The sequence below is a fragment of the Scandinavium tedordense genome (assembly GCF_024764965.1).
Lineage (GTDB): Bacteria > Pseudomonadota > Gammaproteobacteria > Enterobacterales > Enterobacteriaceae > Scandinavium > Scandinavium tedordense.
Map to the genome: position 1 here is coordinate 99,456 of NZ_JALIGG010000047.1, position 16,634 is coordinate 116,089.

General features: G+C 55.1%; 11 protein-coding genes and 1 rRNA gene. 4 read left to right on the plus strand and 8 right to left on the minus strand.

Features of this window, described 5'->3' with window-relative positions; genetic code table 11:
* Positions 1 to 20: 20 nt before the first annotated feature.
* From lysC to MUU46_RS02655, 3 genes are all read left to right on the plus strand, one after another.
* Positions 21 to 1,382, plus strand: coding sequence for a lysine-sensitive aspartokinase 3 (lysC, locus tag MUU46_RS02645; RefSeq protein ID WP_159759830.1), 1,362 nt, complete (start codon positions 21 to 23; stop codon positions 1,380 to 1,382).
* 96 nt (positions 1,383 to 1,478) lie between these two features.
* Positions 1,479 to 2,420, plus strand: coding sequence for a ketopantoate/pantoate/pantothenate transporter PanS (panS, locus tag MUU46_RS02650; RefSeq protein WP_159759832.1), 942 nt, complete (start codon positions 1,479 to 1,481; stop codon positions 2,418 to 2,420).
* 113 nt (positions 2,421 to 2,533) lie between these two features.
* The gene (locus MUU46_RS02655; protein WP_159759834.1) at positions 2,534 to 2,806 is read left to right on the plus strand and encodes a YjbD family protein; all 273 of its coding nucleotides are present in this window, start codon (positions 2,534 to 2,536) and stop codon (positions 2,804 to 2,806) included.
* Between the two features lie 72 nt (positions 2,807 to 2,878).
* Here the strand turns inward: MUU46_RS02655 and rluF are convergent, their stop codons facing one another.
* The 3 genes from rluF to metH all read right to left on the minus strand — a co-directional run bounded on the left by rluF (position 2,879) and on the right by metH (position 9,296).
* Complete coding sequence (rluF, locus tag MUU46_RS02660; protein ID WP_159759836.1) at positions 2,879 to 3,760, minus strand: 23S rRNA pseudouridine(2604) synthase RluF; 882 nt, start codon at positions 3,758 to 3,760, stop codon at positions 2,879 to 2,881.
* Positions 3,761 to 3,844: 84 nt separating this feature from the next.
* Positions 3,845 to 5,476: a Na/Pi cotransporter family protein gene (locus tag MUU46_RS02665; protein WP_159759838.1), complete on the minus strand. Its 1,632-nt coding sequence runs from the start codon at positions 5,474 to 5,476 to the stop codon at positions 3,845 to 3,847.
* A 136-nt stretch (positions 5,477 to 5,612) separates the two neighbouring features.
* The gene (gene metH / locus MUU46_RS02670) at positions 5,613 to 9,296 is read right to left on the minus strand and encodes a methionine synthase (protein WP_258964691.1); all 3,684 of its coding nucleotides are present in this window, start codon (positions 9,294 to 9,296) and stop codon (positions 5,613 to 5,615) included.
* Between the two features lie 182 nt (positions 9,297 to 9,478).
* Between metH and iclR the strand changes: the two genes are divergently transcribed.
* Complete coding sequence (iclR, locus tag MUU46_RS02675; RefSeq protein ID WP_159759842.1) at positions 9,479 to 10,309, plus strand: glyoxylate bypass operon transcriptional repressor IclR; 831 nt, start codon at positions 9,479 to 9,481, stop codon at positions 10,307 to 10,309.
* A 77-nt stretch (positions 10,310 to 10,386) separates the two neighbouring features.
* Here iclR and aceK read toward each other — a convergent pair whose 3' ends face one another.
* The 5 genes from aceK to rrf all read right to left on the minus strand — a co-directional run bounded on the left by aceK (position 10,387) and on the right by rrf (position 16,634).
* Positions 10,387 to 12,108, minus strand: coding sequence for a bifunctional isocitrate dehydrogenase kinase/phosphatase (gene aceK / locus MUU46_RS02680; protein WP_159759844.1), 1,722 nt, complete (start codon positions 12,106 to 12,108; stop codon positions 10,387 to 10,389).
* 50 nt (positions 12,109 to 12,158) lie between these two features.
* Complete coding sequence (aceA, locus tag MUU46_RS02685; protein WP_159759846.1) at positions 12,159 to 13,463, minus strand: isocitrate lyase; 1,305 nt, start codon at positions 13,461 to 13,463, stop codon at positions 12,159 to 12,161.
* A gap of 32 nt (positions 13,464 to 13,495) precedes the next feature.
* Positions 13,496 to 15,097, minus strand: a complete 1,602-nt coding sequence (aceB, locus tag MUU46_RS02690; protein ID WP_159759848.1) for a malate synthase A — start codon at positions 15,095 to 15,097, stop codon at positions 13,496 to 13,498.
* Positions 15,098 to 15,365: 268 nt separating this feature from the next.
* Positions 15,366 to 16,295, minus strand: a complete 930-nt coding sequence (metA, locus tag MUU46_RS02695; RefSeq protein WP_258964692.1) for a homoserine O-acetyltransferase MetA — start codon at positions 16,293 to 16,295, stop codon at positions 15,366 to 15,368.
* A 223-nt stretch (positions 16,296 to 16,518) separates the two neighbouring features.
* Positions 16,519 to 16,634 (minus strand): 5S ribosomal RNA (gene rrf, locus MUU46_RS02700).

The following is a 16,634-nucleotide window of genomic DNA, read 5'->3' on the forward strand; positions in this document are numbered from 1 at the left end:
CTCCCTGACACGAGGTTTTTATGACACACCCAGTATCTCCGCTCGTCGTAGCCAAATTTGGCGGCACCAGCGTAGCCGATTACGATGCAATGAACCGCAGCGCCGACGTTGTGCTTTCTGATTCTGGCGCTCGCCTGGTGGTCCTTTCCGCCTCAGCGGGGGTGACGAATCTGCTGGTTGCGCTGGCGGAAGGTCTCGAATCCACAGAACGTTTCGTTAAACTCGACGCGCTGCGCCGAATTCAGTTCGATATTCTCGAGCGCCTGCACAATCCCAACGTTATCCGCGAAGAAGTCGAACGTCTGCTGGAAAATATCACCACCCTGGCGGAAGCCGCTTCGCTGGCGACGTCAACGGCACTGACCGACGAACTGGTAAGCCATGGCGAACTGATGTCGACGCTGCTGTTTGTCGAAATCCTCCGCGAACGTAATATCCAGGCCCAGTGGTTTGACGCCCGCAAAGTCATGCGCACCAGCGACCGCTTTGGCCGCGCCGAACCGGACATCGCCGCGCTGGCTGAACTGACCAGCCAACAGCTCGCCCCGCGCCTGGAAGAGGGCCTGGTGGTCACTCAGGGCTTTATCGGCAGCGAAGCCAAAGGCCGCACCACGACGCTTGGCCGTGGCGGTAGCGATTACACCGCGGCACTGCTGGGTGAAGCGCTGCATGCGGCTCGCGTTGATATCTGGACCGACGTACCGGGCATCTACACCACCGACCCGCGCGTGGTCCCTGCCGCGCATCGCATCGATGAAATTGCGTTTGAAGAAGCCGCTGAACTGGCGACCTTCGGCGCGAAAGTGCTGCATCCTGCCACGCTGCTGCCTGCGGTACGCAGCGACATTCCAGTGTTTGTCGGCTCAAGCAGAGATCCGAAAGCCGGTGGCACGCTGGTGTGCAACAAAACTGAAAACCCACCGCTGTTCCGCGCGCTGGCTTTACGACGCAAGCAAACGCTGCTGACACTGCACAGTCTGAACATGCTGCACTCCCGCGGTTTTCTTGCAGAAGTATTTGGCATTCTTGCCCGTCACAATATTTCTGTCGATCTGATAACGACGTCAGAAGTGAGTATCGCCCTGACCCTCGACACCACCGGTTCAACTGCCACCAGCGACACCCTGCTGACGCAGTCGCTGCTGATTGAGCTTTCGGCCCTGTGCCGCGTGGAAGTGGAAGAGAACCTCGCGCTGGTTGCGCTGATTGGGAACGATCTGTCGAAAGCCTGCGGCGTGGGAAAAGAGGTGTTCGGCGTGCTCGAACCGTTCAACATCCGCATGATTTGCTACGGCGCGTCCAGCCACAACCTGTGCTTCCTGGTGCCCGGAGACGAAGCCGAGCAGGTCGTGCAAAAACTTCATCATAATCTGTTTGAATAATTATCCTTAGCAGGATAAACAATACCTATAGCCGGGCTCGAACCCGGCTTTTTTATACCTATAAATAAAACACAACACTATCGCAAGGAATCTATCATGCTCGCTATCCTCACGCGGCTGTTCCCGCTCTGGGCCGTCCTGCTCTCCGTACTGGCGTACAAAGTCCCGACCACTTTCACGGCAATTGGCCCGTGGGTGACCACGCTGCTGATGCTGATCATGTTCGGTATGGGCGTGCATCTCAAAATTGACGATTTCAAGCGGGTGCTGTCACGCCCTGCCCCAGTTGCTGCCGGGATTTTCCTGCACTATCTGGTGATGCCACTCGCCGCGTGGCTGCTGGCGCTGTTGTTCCACATGCCGCCGGAACTGTCTGCCGGGATGGTGCTGGTTGGTAGCGTCGCTAGCGGCACGGCGTCAAACGTAATGATTTTCCTGGCAAAGGGTGACGTGGCGCTGTCCGTGACCATTTCGTCGGTCTCCACGCTGGTCGGCGTGGTAGCTACGCCGCTGCTGACACGCCTGTACGTCGACACGCACATTCAAGTCGACGTGATGGGTATGCTGCTCAGCATTCTGCAAATCGTGGTTATCCCGATTGCGCTCGGCCTGGTGGTGCATCACCTGCTCCCGCGCGTGGTGAAAGCGGTCGAACCGTACCTGCCTGCGTTTTCAATGCTGTGCATTCTGGCGATCATCAGCGCCGTCGTTGCGGGTTCGGCCTCGCATATCGCCTCGGTCGGTTTCGTGGTGATTGTAGCGGTTATTCTGCACAACACGCTTGGCCTGCTCGGCGGTTACTGGGGCGGTCGCCTGTTCGGCTTCGACGAATCGACCTGCCGCACGCTGGCAATTGAAGTCGGAATGCAGAACTCCGGCCTGGCGGCTGCTCTGGGCAAAATTTACTTCGGCCCACTCGCCGCGCTGCCTGGCGCGCTGTTCTCTGTCTGGCATAACCTTTCTGGCTCGCTGCTGGCGGGATACTGGTCAGGTAAACCTGTAGAGAAACAGAAAGTGTCGGTTGCAAAAGAGAGTTAATGCGCCAAAAACTACGCTGGCGGTGATGAAAGCACTGGGCTTTGGGCTGACAATCAAGAATACTTAAGGCCTTCCGTTGCAGCACACGGTTTCTAATACCAGAGGTATACAGCATGGCAATTTCACGTCTGACCCAGCAGGACATGACCGAGAAAGAACAACGCGAGCTGAAAACCCTCCTCGACCGCGCCCGCATCGCCCATGGCCGCCCGTTGACCAATGCAGAAAATAACAGCGTCAAAAAAGAGTACATCGACAAACTGATGGTAGAGCGGGAAGCAGAAGCCAAGAAAGCCCGCCAGTTAAAGAAAAACCAGGCGTATAAAGTCGATAAAACAGCAACATTCACGTGGACTGCCAGCGCAGGGCCGCGAGGAAAACGCTAAGCACTAAAAGCCTGCGAAAGAACAAAAAATGCCGGGGATCTCCCGGCATTTTTCTTTTGAACTCAGAGCAGATTACCGCCCTTTCTTTTTACGTCCTGGTGAGGCAAAACGCTTACGGTTTGCCAGTTCTGCCGGGGTTTTCGCCATGTTTTTTGCGCCACTGCTGGCAGGTTTCTTTGCCGGAGTGGTCGCAGTTTTCGGCTTAGCCTTCGCTTTTGCCGGTTTGGCTTCCGAGGACGAGTTTTCAATCAGCTTGAACAGTTCGATCAGTTCATCATCGGTCAGGTCACGCCATTCGCCTAATGGCAGTCCTTTCAGGCTGACGTTCATGATTCGCGTACGCTCAAGCTTGGTGACTTCAAACCCGAAATGTTCGCACATGCGACGAATCTGACGATTCAGGCCCTGAACCAGGGTGATGCGGAAAGTGAACGGTGCTTCTCTTTTCACTTTGCATTTTTTCGTCACCGTGCCGAGGATCGGTACGCCCTTACCCATACCCGCGATAAATTCATCCGTCACCGGTTTGTTGACCGTGACCAGATACTCTTTTTCATGGTCATTGCCGGCACGCAGGATTTTGTTCACCAGGTCGCCGTGGTTGGTGAGGAAAATCAGGCCCTGCGAGTCTTTGTCCAGGCGGCCAATCGGGAAAACGCGGCTGCTGTGGTTGACGAAATCGACAATGTTATCCTTCTCGCCGTTTTCAGTGGTGCTGACAATACCGACCGGCTTGTTCAATACGATTAACACCAAATCGTCTTCCTGACGCGGCTCGATGAGCTGGCCGTTAACTTTCACGACGTCGCCTGACACCACCTGATCGCCAATGGTGGCGCGTTTACCGTTGATGAGCACGTTGCCCTGTTCGATGTAGCGGTCGGCGTCACGACGTGAGCAGATGCCACTTTCGCTGATGTATTTGTTTAATCGGATTGATTGAGTCGGCAGCATAGTTTCTCCTGTAGAGGCGAACTATAGCAAAGGCCGATAGCCTTAGAAAACAGCTATCGGCCTGCGGATGTGGCGTGTTGCAGATTAATAATCGTCGCGGTCGTCGTCTTCGTCCGGCTGTTCCATCACGCTGTACGCCACCGCACAGAACAGGGAGTTGAGACGTTTCATGTCACCGAGCAGCCCCAGGTGCAGCGAGCTGGTTTCGATACTCTGCACGTTTTGCTGATGCAGCCTGTCGACATGAGCATGTGAGTAGCGACGATTCAGGATGCGGAAACGGTGCTTGTTACGGCGCAAACGGCGGGCGCTGTCGACGTCACCGGAGAAGAACACTGACATCGCCAGTTGCAGGTTGCTGAGCAGCTGCTCGAAAAGAACATCCAGTTCTTTCAGCCCTTCGACGGAAAAGGCCCGGCGCGCGGCCAGGGATTTATCGGCAATCTCACTGCCCATGCGCTCGATGATGTCGGAAGCCTGTTCGAGGTTCAGCGACATCTCAATGATTTCTGCCCAGCGTCGGGACTCCTCTTCTGCCAGCTCGTCCTTCGGCATCCGCGCCAGATACAGCTTGATGGCGGTGTAGAGCACGTTGACGTCGTCAGCGATTTTACGCAGCTCTTTCTCTTCGCGCGGCTCACCGTGAATGACCTTGTGCAGGCCCGCCATCATGTTTTCCATCGCATCACCAATACGCAGCGTTTCACGGGCGGCGTTAGCCAACGCCAGCGTCGGTGTATCCAGCGCCGTTGGGTCGAGATGTTTCGGTTTCAGCCGCGCATCCAGCTCCGGTACTTCCACGATAATGCGCTTGCAGAAGCGGGCCATCGGCTCAGCGAACGGCACCATCGCCAGGCAGCGGATCAGGTTGTAGAACACGTGGAAATAGATAACCAGTTCAGATTTTGCCACAGGCAGGCGGGCCATCACGTCCGCCAGTATGTGCACGAACGGCAGAACAATAACACTGCCCACCAGCTTAAACAGCAGGCTGCCGAGTGCTACGCGACGCGCGGCGGCATTGGCGGTGCTGTTGTTCAGCATCGCCAACAGGCCAGACCCCAGATTCGCACCTATTACCAGACAGAGCGCGACCGGGAACGAAATCACGCCGGTAGCCGTTAAGGTCGCGGTCAGCAGCACGGCGGCCAAGCTTGAGTAAGTGATGACCGCGAACAGTGCGCCAATTAGCGCATCGAGCATAATATCGCCGGTTAGCGAGGCGAAAATTACCTGTACGCCATTGGCCTGGGTTATCGGGTGAACGGCCTGAACAATCAGTTCCAGTGCCAGCAGGATGAGCCCGAGGCCAATCCCCACACGCCCCAACTGCCCAGCGCGCGTTTGTTTACGCCCGAGGAAGAAGATAACGCCGACGAAAATCAGTAGCGGCGACAGCCAGGAAAGATCGAAGGTCAGCACACGGGCCATCAGCGCGGTACCAACGTCGGCACCGAGGACGATAACCAGCGCAGGCGTCAGCGCCACTAAATCTTGCGCGACAAACGAGGTGACCAGCATGGTGGTGGCATTGCTGCTCTGCACCAGTGCAGTGACGCCAATTCCCGCGCAGAAGGCGAGCGGTTTCTTTTCGACGCTGCGGCTCAGCACGGTGCGCAAACGGGCGCCGAAAACGCGCATAACGCCGGTTCGGACGATATGTGTGCCCCAGACCAAGAGCGCCACAGCGGATAGCAGGTGTAATAAAGTGAGCACGGGTTATTTTTCTCCTTATCGTTATATGGGATATGTATCCTCACCCCCTTTCAGTATAAGGGTTTACGTGCAATAAAGAGACAAGGCGCCGTTAGGGCGCCTCGTTTGTTGTAAGGAAAGATGACAGATTTATGACTTAATCAGCGTCATATCCCAGATTCGGCGCTAGCCAGCGTTCGGCCTCTGCGACGCTCATTCCCTTGCGGAGGGCATAGTCTTCCACCTGATCGCGCTGAATTTGCGCAATGGCGTAGTACTTGCTGTCCGGGTGGCTGAAGTACCAGCCCGAAACCGAGGCGCCTGGCCACATGGCGTAAGACTCAGTGAGTTTCATACCCGTGTGGGTTTCGGCATCCAGCAACTGCCAGATGGTGGCTTTTTCGGTATGTTCCGGACACGCCGGGTAACCCGGCGCCGGGCGAATACCTTGATAGTTTTCGCGAATGAGTTCCTCATTGCTGAGGTTTTCATTGGCGGCGTAGCCCCAGTGCACTTTGCGCACGCGTTCATGCAGGTATTCCGCGAAGGCTTCCGCCAAACGATCGGCAAGCGCCTTGATCATGATTTTGTTGTAGTCGTCATGCTGCGCATCAAACGCATCGGCCAGCGCGTCTTCCTCCAGTCCACCGGTGACCGCAAAGGCACCGAGATAATCCGCTTTTCCGGACGTTTTTGGCGCGACAAAATCAGACAGGCAGTAGTTAGCGAAGCCCACCTTTTCCGTCTGTTGGCGCAGATGACGACTGACCGCCAGCACGTGCGTACGGGTTTCATCGCGATAAATTTCAATGTCGTCGCCGATACGGTTCGCCGGGAACAAGCCCACGACGCCACGCGGGTTCAGTGATGTGTTCGCACTGAGGTTATCGAGCATTTCATTCGCATCGGCAAACAGGCGTTTGGCCTCTTCGCCCACCACTTCATCTTCAAGAATGCGTGGATATTTTCCCGCCAGCGACCAGGTCATGAAGAATGGCGTCCAGTCGATGTAATTACGCAGCGTTTCGATGCTGGCACTGACCGCCTGCACGCCGAGGCGATGCGCGACCGGTGGCGTGTAGCTTGCCCAGTCGAAGGCCAAATCGTTATCGCGGGCGGCCAGTAATGACACCGGCGGCGTGCGCGGCTTTTTACGCGCGTGCTGGATACGCACCGTGTCATATTCCTGACGCGTGCGGGCAACAAACGCATCACGCTGCGTCGCCGAGAGCAGTGCAGAAACCACGCCCACGGTGCGCGAGGCGTTCTGCACATACACCGTCGGGCCACTGTAGTTCTGCTCGATTTTCACCGCCGTGTGCGCTTTCGAGGTCGTTGCGCCGCCAATCAGCAACGGAATGGTGAAACCCTGACGCTCCATTTCTTTCGCCACGTTGACCATTTCGTCCAGCGACGGGGTAATCAACCCGGAGAGGCCAATCAGGTCGGCATTCACTTCGCGCGCGGTTTTGAGGATTTTGTCGGTCGGCACCATCACGCCAAGATCGATAATCTCGTAGTTGTTACATTGCAGCACGACGCCAACGATATTCTTGCCGATGTCATGCACGTCCCCCTTCACGGTGGCGATGACCATTTTTCCGTTGGTGGAACCTTTCTCTTTGCTGGCTTCAATGTACGGTTCAAGGTACGCCACCGCCTGTTTCATCACGCGGGCGGATTTCACCACCTGCGGCAGGAACATTTTGCCTTCGCTGAACAGGTCGCCGACCACGTTCATGCCGTCCATCAGCGGTCCTTCGATAACTTCGATTGGCCTCGAGGCCTGTTGGCGCGCTTCTTCGGTATCGATCTCGATAAATTCTGTGATGCCTTTGACCAGCGAATACTCGAGGCGTTTTTTCACCTCCCAGCTACGCCATTCAGCTTGCTGAGTATTGGCCGCGTCATCGGCTTTGCTGCCGCGGTATTTTTCTGCGAGATCCAGCAAACGTTCGGTGCTGTCATCACGACGGTTGAGCACTACGTCTTCCACCGCGTCGCGCAATTCAGCGGGCAAATCGTCATAAATCGCCAGTTGTCCGGCGTTGACGATCCCCATGTCCATCCCGTTGCGGATCGCGTAGTAGAGGAACACGGCGTGGATGGCTTCGCGCACCGGGTCGTTGCCGCGGAACGAGAAGGAGACGTTAGAAACGCCGCCGGAAATCAGCGCGTGAGGCAACTCGCGTTTGATGTCTTCGCACGCGCCGATGAAATCCTGCGCGTAGTTGTTGTGCTCTTCGATGCCGGTCGCAACGGCGAAGATATTGGGGTCGAAGATAATGTCTTCCGGTGGGAAGCCCACGTCTTCGGTCAGAATTTTATAGGCACGGGTGCAGATTTCGATTTTGCGCGCGCGGGTATCGGCCTGGCCAATTTCATCAAACGCCATTACTACCACGGCAGCGCCGTAACGACGGACTTTTTTGGCGTGAGCGACGAAGGCTTCGACGCCCTCTTTCATCGAAATGGAGTTAACGATGCCTTTGCCCTGAATACACTTCAGACCTTTTTCTATAACCTCCCACTTCGAGGAGTCGATCATAATGGGCACGCGGGCGATGTCTGGCTCACCGGCAATCAGGTTCAGGAAGCGCACCATTGCCGCTTCGGCATCGAGCATCCCTTCATCCATGTTAATGTCGATTATCTGCGCGCCGCTTTCCACCTGCTGAAGGGCAACGTCCAGCGCTTCAGCGTATTTCTCTTCTTTTATCAGACGCTTAAATTTGGCTGAGCCCGTGACGTTGGTTCGTTCCCCGACGTTCACAAACAGGCTCTCAGCGCCGATATTCAACGGCTCAAGGCCCGCCAGACGGCAGGCAACCGGCAGTTCAGGAAGCGGGCGTGGCGCAAGACCTTCCACCGCACGGCTCATCGCCGCAATGTGCTCCGGCGTGGTGCCGCAGCAACCGCCGACGATATTCAGAAATCCGGACTGCGCCCATTCACGAATTTGCGCCGCCATCGTGTCGGCATCGAGGTCATATTCGCCGAAGGCATTCGGTAAACCTGCGTTCGGGTGCGCCGTAACGTAGCACTCCGCAATACGCGACAGCTCCTGTACGTACTGGCGCAGTTCATCTGGCCCCAGCGCGCAGTTCAAACCAAACGACAGCGCATCCGCATGACGTAGCGAGTTATAGAACGCTTCCGTAGTTTGCCCGGAAAGCGTACGGCCGGAAGCATCGGTGATGGTGCCGGAAATCATGATCGGCAGATCAACGCCTAACGCTTCCATTTCCTCTTTCACCGCGTAAATCGCGGCTTTGGCATTGAGGGTGTCAAAAACGGTTTCGATAAGAATCAGGTCTGAGCCCCCTTCCACCAGCGCTTTGGTGGATTCACGGTAGGCGACCACCAGCTGATCGAAGGTGACATTACGAAATGCCGGATCGTTTACATCGGGAGAAATAGATGCCGTGCGGTTAGTCGGGCCAAGTACTCCGGCGACATAACGCGGTTTGTGCGGCGTGCGGGCCGTCCATTCATCGGCACAGGCGCGAGCCAGCTTTGCCGCCGTGAAGTTGATCTCCGCCGACAGCGATTCCATATGGTAATCCGCCATGGCGATGGTCGTTGAGTTAAAGGTATTGGTCTCAACGATGTCCGCCCCGGCCTCGAAATAGGCGTTATGGATGGCTGCAATGATGTCCGGTTTGGTCAGCACCAGCAGGTCGTTGTTGCCTTTCAGGTCACTCGACCATTCAGCGAAGCGTTCGCCACGGTAATCTTCTTCGTTCAGGCGATAGCTCTGGATCATGGTGCCCATGCCCCCGTCCAGAACCAGGATTCTATCTTTTAATTGCTGCTTCAGCTGCTTTTCGATGGTGCTCACGCGGACTCCCGACAACGCTCTTATCAACATGCCATAGTGGCATATTCAACTACCGTGGAAAAGAGAGCCAGGCGGAACATGAGAGATGTTCACTGCCACTGCTCCGATCAGTTCTGATAACGGTTGCATTATAATCAAATAAAACGAAAATGATTTCCACGATACAGAATAAGGAGCTCGTCATGGTTGCAACTGTTCCCGCAAAACGTGGCAGAAAACCCGCCCCTGCCGCAGCAGCCCCACAGCCCACCGGCCAGGTACAGTCGCTGACACGCGGCCTGAAGCTACTGGAGTCGATTGCAGAATCCCATGGCAGCGTGGCGTTGACCGAGCTGGCGCAGCAGGCTGGCCTGCCGAACTCCACCACTCACCGCCTGTTGACCACCATGCAGCAGCAGGGCTTTGTTCGTCAGACCGGCGATCTCGGCCACTGGACGGTCGGCGCGCACGCTTTCATCGTGGGCAGCAGTTTCCTGCAAAGCCGTAACCTGCTGGCGATTGTACATCCAATCCTACGCAAGTTGATGGATGACTCCGGAGAAACGGTAAACCTGGCAGTGCTCGACCAGAGCGACCATCAAGCGATCATCATCGATCAGGTACAGTGTACGCAGCTGATGCGCATGTCCGCGCCGATCGGCGGCAAGCTTCCGATGCATGCATCAGGCGCCGGGAAGGCATTTTTATCTCAATTGACTGACGAGCAGGTGAGCGGGTTGCTGCACCGGAAAGGGCTGCACGCCTACACGCACGCGACCCTGGTTTCGCCGGTACATCTAAAAGAAGATTTGGCGCAGATTCGCAAGCGCGGTTACTCGTTTGATGATGAAGAGCACGCGCTGGGCCTGCGTTGTGTGGCGGCGTGTATTTACGATGAACACCGCGAACCGTTTGCCGCCATCTCTATTTCAGGGCCAATTTCCCGTGTGACCGACGATCGCGTGACCGAGCTTGGGGCGCTGGTGATTAAGGCGGCGAAAGAAGTGACGCTGGCGTTTGGTGGAACGCGTTAAGGCGAGTACGGTTTGATGTCCCAACCTACAGTGACACGGCGAAAACAGTAAAAACGGCAACCTTGAGGTTGCCGTTTTTACTTCCGCACGCTAAATCGTTGTCGCTTACGGTAGGCAAAAACATCTTCCACATGTCCGTCCCTAATGCGCGTTTGCAGGCCTCGCCAGTAGTCTGCGCGCAGCAGTTCAGCGTGCATTTCCTCAAACAACGGGCCAATACGCGCATCCGTACATAACCAGTGACGAAACTCTTCAGGGAAGACATCCCCCGGTGAGACGCTGTACCACGGCTCGCTGGCGAGCTCATCTTCCGGGTAACGCGGCGGCGGGATGTCGCGGAAATTCACTTCCGTCATGTAGCAAATTTCATCGTAATCATAAAATACGACCCGCCCGTGGCGCGTGACGCCGAAGTTTTTGAATAGCATGTCGCCGGGGAAAATATTGGCCGCCGCCAGCTGACGAATAGCGTTTCCGTATTCTTCCACCGCATCACGTAACTGCTGGCCGTTGACCCGTTCCAGCCAAATATTGAGCGGCACCATCCTCCGCTCAATGTAGAGATGACTGATGGCGATGCGATCCCCGAGATCGGTGATTTTCTGCGGGACTTCCTGCCACAGTAGGGCGAGCAGCGCGGGAGATATTTGCCGTTTTTCCAGCACGAAGTTTTCAAACTCCTGCGTGTCGGCCATTCGCCCAACGCGATCGTGTTCTTTGACCAACTGATAACAGGCCCGCACGTGCGCCGCATTCATCTCCTTTTGTGGCGCAAACCTGTCTTTGATGACCTTAAATACCCGGTCAAAACCGGGGAGCGTAAAGACCAGCATCACCATGCCACGAATACCCGGCGCTTCGATAAACTGCTCTTCTGTTTGGCGAATATAGGTCAGATACTCGCGATAGCTTTCCGTTTTGCCATGCTTCTGGCAGCCAATCGCCATGTACAGTTCAGCGGTGGTTTTGCCCGGCAGTATTTCCCGCAGCCATTCGACTAATGCCGCCGGGAGGGGCGCATAAACCATGAAATAGGAACGAGCGAAACCAAAGACAATGCTGGCCTCGGCGCTGGTCGTCAGACAGGTATCAACGAATAACTGGCCTTCATCGCTACGATGCACCGGCAACAGCAGCGGCACGATGCCTTCGGGCGTGTGCAACTTAGCCACCAGCCAGGCCGCTTTATTGCGATAAAACAGTTCGTTCGCCATTTGCAGATACGATTCGCGTAAAACGTCTGCCCCAAATGCATCTATCAGATGCGCCACGATATATCCCACATCGCGCGCTTTATCCTGCCACGGCAGGCGCAGCGGCAGGTCTGTCAGCATTTGATTGAGCAGCGCCTCCCAGCCATTATCCGGGTAAAAATCTTTCGCCAGTGGGCGAGGAATGGCGCGAAAGCGGCGCTCAGGCTGAGAGCTGAAAATAAAAAGCCGCTCGGGAGTCAGCGAGCGGTGGTCAAATAACCGGCAATACACAGAGTTAAAAAAGCTTTCGGCAATTTCAAAGCGAGGGTAATCAGGCAGCAGCGCGGTGTAATGCTCTTTCACCCGCAGTAAAAAAGCCGCATCAGGACTTTTACCTTCCGTGATACAACGCAGCTGTTCCACTACCAGGCCCACATGATGGTCGTACAGATGAATACGCTGTTTCATCGCCTGTTGTACCGCGTGCCAGTCTGCCTGCTCGAAACGCTGCTGCGCCCCGGAAGTGACTTCCAGAAAGCGGCCATACTGCGCGTCGAATCCTTGCAGAATAGTTTGAGCGATTAACAGTTCGAGGCCACGCGTCATCTGCATCTCCGGTGTGGGTTCCTCTCTCCCCGCAGGAAGAGACGAAAAAATCAGAACTGCGATTCTTCGGTCGATCCCGTCAGTGCAGTGACGGAGGATGCGCCACCCTGAATGATGGTCGTGACCTTGTCGAAATAACCCGTGCCCACTTCCTGCTGATGCGAGACAAAGGTGTAGCCCTGTTTACCCGATTCAAATTCAGGCTGCTGCACTTTTTCGACATAGTGGCGCATCCCTTCGCCCTGCGCGTAGGCGTGGGCCAAATCGAACATGCTGAACCACATGCTGTGAATGCCCGCGAGGGTGATGAACTGGTATTTGTAGCCCATTTCCGACAGCTGCTGCTGGAAGCTGGCGATGGTTTTATCGTCCAGATTTTTCTTCCAGTTAAATGACGGCGAACAGTTGTAGGCCAACAGTTTGCCCGGATATTTCGCGTGGACTGCGTCGGCGAAGCGGCGAGCCAAATCAAGGTCCGGTGTGGAGGTTTCACACCACACCAAATCGGCATACGGCGCGTAGGCCAGTCCGCGGCTGATTGCCTGCTCGATGCCCGCACGGGTACGGTAGAAACCTTCACTGGTGCGCTCACCGGTGACAAACTCGCTGTCGTACGGGTCGCAGTCGGAGGTTATCAAATCTGCGGCGTCGGCATCGGTACGGGCAATCAACAGCGTCGGCACACCCAGTACGTCGGCAGCCAGACGCGCGGCAACCAGTTTTTGAATCGCTTCCTGGGTTGGCACCAGTACTTTGCCCCCCATGTGCCCGCATTTTTTCACCGAGGCCAGCTGATCTTCAAAATGAACGGCCGCCGCGCCCGCTTCAATCATCGACTTCATCAGTTCGAACGCATTGAGCACGCCGCCAAATCCGGCTTCCGCATCAGCGACGATCGGCAGGAAATAGTCGATATAGCGAGGATCGTTTGGTTCAATGCCCGATGCCCATTGGATCTGATCCGCACGGCGAAACGTGTTGTTGATCCGATCCACCACCGACGGCACAGAGTTAGCCGGATACAGAGATTGATCCGGGTACATGCTCGAGGCCAGGTTAGCATCTGCCGCAACCTGCCAGCCGGACAGATACACGGCTTCAATCCCCGCTTTCGCCTGTTGCAACGCCTGCCCGCCAGTCAGCGCCCCGAGGCTATTCACGTAGCCCTTTTTCGCGTCGCCGTGCAGCAGGCGCCACATTTTCGCCGCACCATGCTGCGCCAGTGTGCATTCCGGGTTTACCGAGCCGCGTAATTTCACTACCTCTTCTGCAGTGTACGGACGGCGAATGCCTTCCCAGCGCGGGTTGGTCCATTCCTGTTTAATGTCTTCGATTTGTTGGGTACGGGTTTTCATTGGCAGATGCTCCATTTTTATTATTGGGTGGGCTAGGCCAGCAGGCGGTAGCCGGGCAGTGTTAAGAAATCGACAAGTTCTTCGGAGGTCGTGATTTGCTCCATCAGGCGCGCCGCTTCGTCAAAGCGACCGCTGCTGAAGCGGTGTTCGCCGAGTTCGTCCTGCACAACCCGCAGTTCTTCAGCCAGCATCTGGCGGAAGAGTGCTTTGGTCACTGGGGTACCGTTGCTGAGCGTCTTCTGGTGATGGATCCACTGCCAGATAGAGGTGCGGGAAATTTCTGCCGTCGCGGCATCTTCCATCAGACCGTAAATCGGCACGCAGCCGTTGCCGGAGATCCACGCTTCGATGTACTGCACAGCCACACGAATGTTGGCGCGCATGCCCTCTTCCGTACGTTCGCCATCGCATGGCGCCAGAAGCTGTTCAGCAGTAATCGGTGCGTCTTCATCGCGGGTCACGAACAGCTGGTTTGGGTTGTCGCCCAGCACTTCGTTAAATACCGCCATCGCGGTATCTGCAAGGCCAGGATGCGCAATCCATGTGCCGTCATGGCCGTTGTTGGCCTCCAGCGCTTTATCCGCCTTCACCTTATTGAGCACCTGTGTATTGCGCCCGGCATCTTTGCTTGGGATAAACGCCGCCATGCCGCCCATCGCAAACGCTCCGCGCTTATGGCAGGTTTTGATCAACAAACGCGAGTAAGCACTGAGAAAAGGCTTGTCCATCGTGACCATCTGTCTGTCAGGCAGCACACGGTCTGGATGATTCTTCAACGTTTTGATATAACTGAAAATGTAATCCCAGCGCCCACAGTTCAGACCCACGATATGGTCACGCAGCGCATGCAGAATTTCGTCCATCTGGAATACCGCCGGGAGCGTTTCAATCAGCAACGTGGCTTTGATGGTGCCCCGTGGCAGGTCGAAACGGTCTTCAGTAAAGCTGAACACTTCACTCCACCAGGCCGCTTCCTGCCAGGCCTGGGTTTTCGGTAGATAAAAATAAGGACCGCTGCCTTTGGCGAGCAGGTTTTTATGGTTGTGGAAGAAGTAGAGTGCGAAATCAAACAAGCTTCCTGGAATGGACTCTCCACGCCAGGTCACATGCTTTTCTGGTAAATGAAGTCCGCGAACCCGGCATACCAGCACCGCAGGATCCGGCCCCAGCTGATAAATTTTCCCGGCTTCATTGGTGTGGCTGATAACGCCGTCAACCGCATCGCGCAGGTTGATTTGTCCGTCGATGACTTTGTCCCAGTTCGGAGCCAGCGAATCCTCAAAATCCGCCATAAACACTTTTACGTTGGCATTCAGCGCATTGATGACCATTTTGCGTTCGACGGGGCCGGTGATCTCCACCCGGCGGTCGAGCAGATCCTGAGGAATACCGCGAACCTTCCACTCTGAATTTCTAATGGAATCGGTTTCCGAAATGAAATCTGGCAGCTGTCCGTTATCAATATTTTGCTGCTGCTGAATACGTGCGGCCAGCAGCTTGTTGCGTTTTGGCGTGAACCGGGTAACCAGTTCATTGAGAAATTCGATCGCTTCTGGGGTCAGGATCTGCTGTTCCTGGTCACCAAACGGCTGGCTAAAGGCCAGTTCTTCTGCGGTTGTTGCCTGTTGTGTCATTGCGCGGCTCCTCGTCGTTGATCCAAAGTCACTTCCCAAAAACGAACAATGATCGTTGTCTGGTTTTCGTTCAGTTCAATTAAGCCTACGCAATAATTATCCAAAATCAAAAACAATTTCCATTTTTTAATTAAATCAAACTTAACATATTGATAACTTTGAATTTAAAGTTTTCTCACTATTTGGTTATGTTTTCGGAAATAAAAAAGGCACCCGTAGGTGCCTGTTCTGGTGTGCTGAATCGCTTTACGATCGCATAGACCGAAGATTACTCCAGCGTCGGATTCATATGACGCAGATCGTATGGTGTTATCTGGTAGACGTAATAGTTGAGCCAGTTGATGAACAGCAGGTTGCCGTGGCTACGCCAGGTCGCTCGCGGTTTATTTTGTGGATCGTTTTTAGGGAAGTAGTTGTACGGCACTTCCGGGGAAAGCCCCGCTTCCTCATCACGGAAAAACTCACCGGCAAGGGTATGTGCATCGTATTCCGGATGTCCGGTTACGAAAGCAATCCGCTTGTCTTTGCTGGCAAACAGATAAGCGTCCCCCTCTTCCGTTTCAGCCAGTATTTCAAGGTCTGTGTAATCACGGATCAGCGCCGCAGGGAAATCAGCGTAGCGGGAATGCGGGGCCAGGAACGAATCATCAAAACCGCGAGTCAGCAATGCATGAGGATGCAGGATGTGATGTTCATATACGCCAGAAAGCTTATCAGAGCGGGTTTGTTTGGGGATACCATACAAAATATTCAGTGCAGCCTGAACGGCCCAACAGACGAACAGCGTTGAGGTAACGTGATCTTTTGCCCACTCGAGCACTTGTTGGATCTGCGGCCAGTAGGCGACATCGTTGAATTCAACCAAGCCTAGTGGTGCGCCGGTGACAATCAGACCATCGTAATTGTCGTCACAGATGTCTTCGAAATTGCAGTAGAAATTATTGAGGTGCTCGACCGGTGTATTACGGGATTCACGTGCATCTATGCGCAGCAGCTGGACATCAACCTGTAGTGGTGAATTCGACAGCAGACGAAGGAACTGATTTTCCGTCTCGATCTTTTTCGGCATCAGATTAAGGATCAGCACCTTCAGCGGGCGAATTTCCTGGTGGGTGGCACGCGATGCCGTCATCACAAAGACGTTCTCATCACGCAAGAAATTGACGGCAGGTAGCTCGTCCAGCACCCGAATCGGCATAACCTAATTACCTCACAGCATACGTTTACACGTTTAGACATCCAGATAGCTGAAGATAACCAAGAATAAGTAAAATGTCGAGTCCGCATGTGAAAGGTGAGAAAGTTTCATGAGTGAGCGGGGTGATATCTGACGGCCTTGGTTATCAGATCGACAAAAAACCAATACGAATAAACGCAACAAAGCCCTGTGTTTTCACACAGGGCTTTGTTGCTTATTTGATGCCTGGCAGTTCCCTACTCTCGCATGGGGAGACCCCACACTACCATCGGCGCTACGGCGTTTCACTTCTGAGTTCGGCATGGGGTCAGGTGGGACCACCGCGCTGTTGCCGCCAGG